Source organism: Carbonatibacter coralli (assembly GCF_039592655.1).
In the GTDB taxonomy this organism is placed as follows: Bacteria; Pseudomonadota; Alphaproteobacteria; order Kiloniellales; family Kiloniellaceae; genus Carbonatibacter; species Carbonatibacter coralli.
Window position 1 is genome coordinate 1 of the sequence record NZ_JBBUTJ010000021.1, and the last position, 3,222, is coordinate 3,222.

Consider the following 3,222-nt stretch of genomic DNA (forward strand, 5'->3'; position numbering starts at 1 on the left):
GACCCAAAGTTTTCAGGCGTGATAATAACAGGCAGGGCAGTCACTTCGAACTCGGGCCCAAAACCACCAACAAACAGACGCGTTGTTCCTGCATCACCGGAACCGTCAAAACCTTCAATACCTGCCAGTGTCACAGTATCCAGCGTTTCGTTGTCGGCCGGAGCAAAGGTAAAGATCAGCTGCATCGGTGCTGCAACGGCTTCCTGAGAACCCTCAACAAAGGGATTGTCATCAGTGCCGTCATCACCTTCACTGCTCTGGTCGCCATCAAGATCGAGATTCTGGTTTGGCAGGGCATCTTCAAAACCGCCGGCAAAAGTACCGGAAATCCCGGCTCCTTCCAGAGAATCAACCACAGGAACAACGGTCGCTGCAGACAGGAAGCTCAGGGTAAAGACACCTTCGGCAGGGTCGGGAACAACCGTTTCAAAGCCGACACCATCCAGCGGGCCACCGTCTGTGCCGTCCAGACCATCCTGGGCATCCAGCAACCCGATAACGCTGCCCAGATCATCATTGTAGGAGGAACCACCGCCCCCCTGGGGACCGGCAGCAGCACCGGCGGCTGTTTCAAGAGCGGCTTCGGAGGCCAGCGCAATTACCTGTTCGATCAGCTGATCTGCCGGAACTTCAACGCCACCAACAATCAGTGTCGGCATGTTGGCTGCGGAGCTCTCGCTTGCAATCCCGACGAGGTTTTCAAAAACGATGGACCGTTCGGACACACCATCACCATCCTCGTCAAAGGACAGGACAAAGTTTGTTCCATCAACGGACGGCGTCGCGGCATCAGCAGGAAAATCAAGCGAGATTTCCTGCCCCGGAGAAACAGAAATAATCTCTGCCCCTTCGGAAGAGGGAACCGATACGGCCTGACCAATCAGGGATGCACTCCCTTCCTGACCCGAGAGACCCTCTTCAACTGAAGAAACGCCAGAAACATTGATTTCATTTTTGTCCATGATTGTGTGCTCCGAGTGATACCAAAGCGCAAGTCTTTCCGGAGATCAGTTTCCCTGGAAGAACCCTACTTGCATTCGGAAAAATCTTATTGTCTGGGCACCTCTGGAACAAGAGAAACCCGCTCAAAAAACATGCCATTATGTATTATATTTTAAAATATCTATTTATATGATCAAAAATCGGAACACCAATGCACAAAAAGGGGAGGCCATCAGGCCTCCCCTTTTTTCTGGAAACAGTTTCAACTGCTTAGAAATCAACATCCACTTTGGAAACAGTCAGATCATCCAGATCAAGGCTCTGGTTGGAGATCACAGCAACATTCTCAAACTGTCCGCTGTCCGCATCCTTTGCCTGAATGACTGTATTTCCATTTTGCTGAACAACATTGATGAACTCGCTGATATCAGCGGTCTCGTCGACACCATTGTCAGCAAGAATGTCAGAGATATTCAGGGTATCCTGATTGGCATTGAAACCGATCAGTCTGTCAACTCCGTCACCGGCCTTGTTCAGAACAATCGTGTCTTCACCGGAGGCACCATAAATACGGTCGTTGCCTTCCCCGCCGATCAGGATGTCATTGCCTGCTTCGCCAAAGAGACGGTCATCGCCCGCACCACCGATCAGGACATCATCATTGTCACCGGTCCAGATGGTATCACGACCTTCGCCACCATCGACAATGTCAGCCCCGGAATTGCCGCCGCGATCATCAAACTGATCGTTGCCACCACCGAGATTGACCCTGTTACCACTGGTATCGCCAAAGACATAGTCTGCCTGTTCCGTTGTGGTCAGCACACCGTCCTCATCCGTGAAATCATCGATGTTGAGTTCGTCGCGTTCCTCATCACCATCAATCCAGAAACCGACTGAATCGTTGATGATCTCTCCACGGGAGGTATCATTGTCAGACAGAATCCCGCGACCGAAACCACTCATACCGGTTCCTGCGCTGTTAACGCCCAGGAAGATACCGACACCACTGCCCTCAAAATCACCCTGAACCTCAACATTGAAGCCAGCAGAGCCATTGACAACGTCGTCGTCTGCGTCCGTGACGGAGTAGCTGACGCCGAATTCAAAGGTTTCAGCTGCGTTGGAGTTCAGGAAGATCTCACCAATCTGCGTTACGGTGTATTCTCCGTTTGCTGCAAGAGCAACGCTCAGAACAGCAACATTGTTCTGCAGAACGGTAAAGCTGCCATTGGCTTCCGAGCGGCTTGTGAAACCTTCCGGAACAGTCACGGCTGTCAGAGCCAGCTGACCCTCACCATCTGCACCGAAATCATGCGCAAGAACAGCGGAAGCAGAGCTGACATCATCAACCTCGCTCAGTTCAAGATCAGTGTTGCTGCCAACAGTTGGCGTATCATCCTGAATGGTTACAGTCAGGGTTTCCTCATCCTCGTCACCATCACCGTCACGGGTCAGGAAACCAAAGTTCAGATCCAGCGGATCGTTGAGATTGCTTCCATCCACGGAACGATCAGGATGATTAATCGGGCCGTTCAGCGTGATTGTGTATTCAAAGCTGTCCGGATCAACCACCAGCGTGATGATATCTGTCGCACCATTGTCAATGGTGCCGACCAGAACCAGGTCGCCATCGCCATTGGTCGTCACATCGCCAAAGACAACATTCTGATCGCCGGACCGCAGCACTTCGCCCTCAGGACGACCATCCTCACCATCTTCCCAGCCCTCGAAGCGCAGACCGACAACCCTGATCCCGTCAGGATTGGCATCCACATCAAGAACACCGGACAGCTGGTCATTGGCAGTATTGCCATCTGACAGATCAGCTTCGTTCAGAGTGCCGGCAAAGACATCATGTGCATCGGCTTCCTCGTCCTCAACAACAACGGACAGTGTCGCGGTTGCAGTATCACCATCGCCATCTGTGACGGTGTAGTCAAAGTTCAGCGTCAGCGGATCACGGTCATTCGCATCGTCTTCCAGAGACAGATCAGGATGATCAATCGCCTTGAACAGTTCAACGCTGTAGGCACCGGTGGCCTGATCAACAGTCACAGTGAGAACAGGCGTGGAACCACCATCGACAGTCCCGCTCAGAACAATATCGCCATCAACAACAGTCTGCGTGAACACAACAGTCTTGTCGCCGGACGTAATTGTGGAACCGGATGGGTCACTGTCCTCCGTGTCTTCATAGCCAGCAAAAGCAACAGAGGTAATTTCACCGCCATCAGCACCGGGGCTGAACTCCAGATCACCGGAGATGGAGAGACTTTC

General features: G+C 52.2%; 2 protein-coding genes. Both read right to left on the reverse strand.

The features are described from left to right. Positions 1–962: hypothetical protein (locus tag AAAH10_RS16515; protein ID WP_343565586.1), on the reverse strand; the 962-nt coding region annotated here is incomplete at its 3' end. Between the two features lie 250 nt (positions 963–1,212). Continuing rightward, positions 1,213–3,222, reverse strand: a 2,010-nt coding sequence (locus tag AAAH10_RS16520; RefSeq protein WP_343565588.1) for a DUF5801 repeats-in-toxin domain-containing protein, incomplete at its 5' end; no start/stop codon positions are given.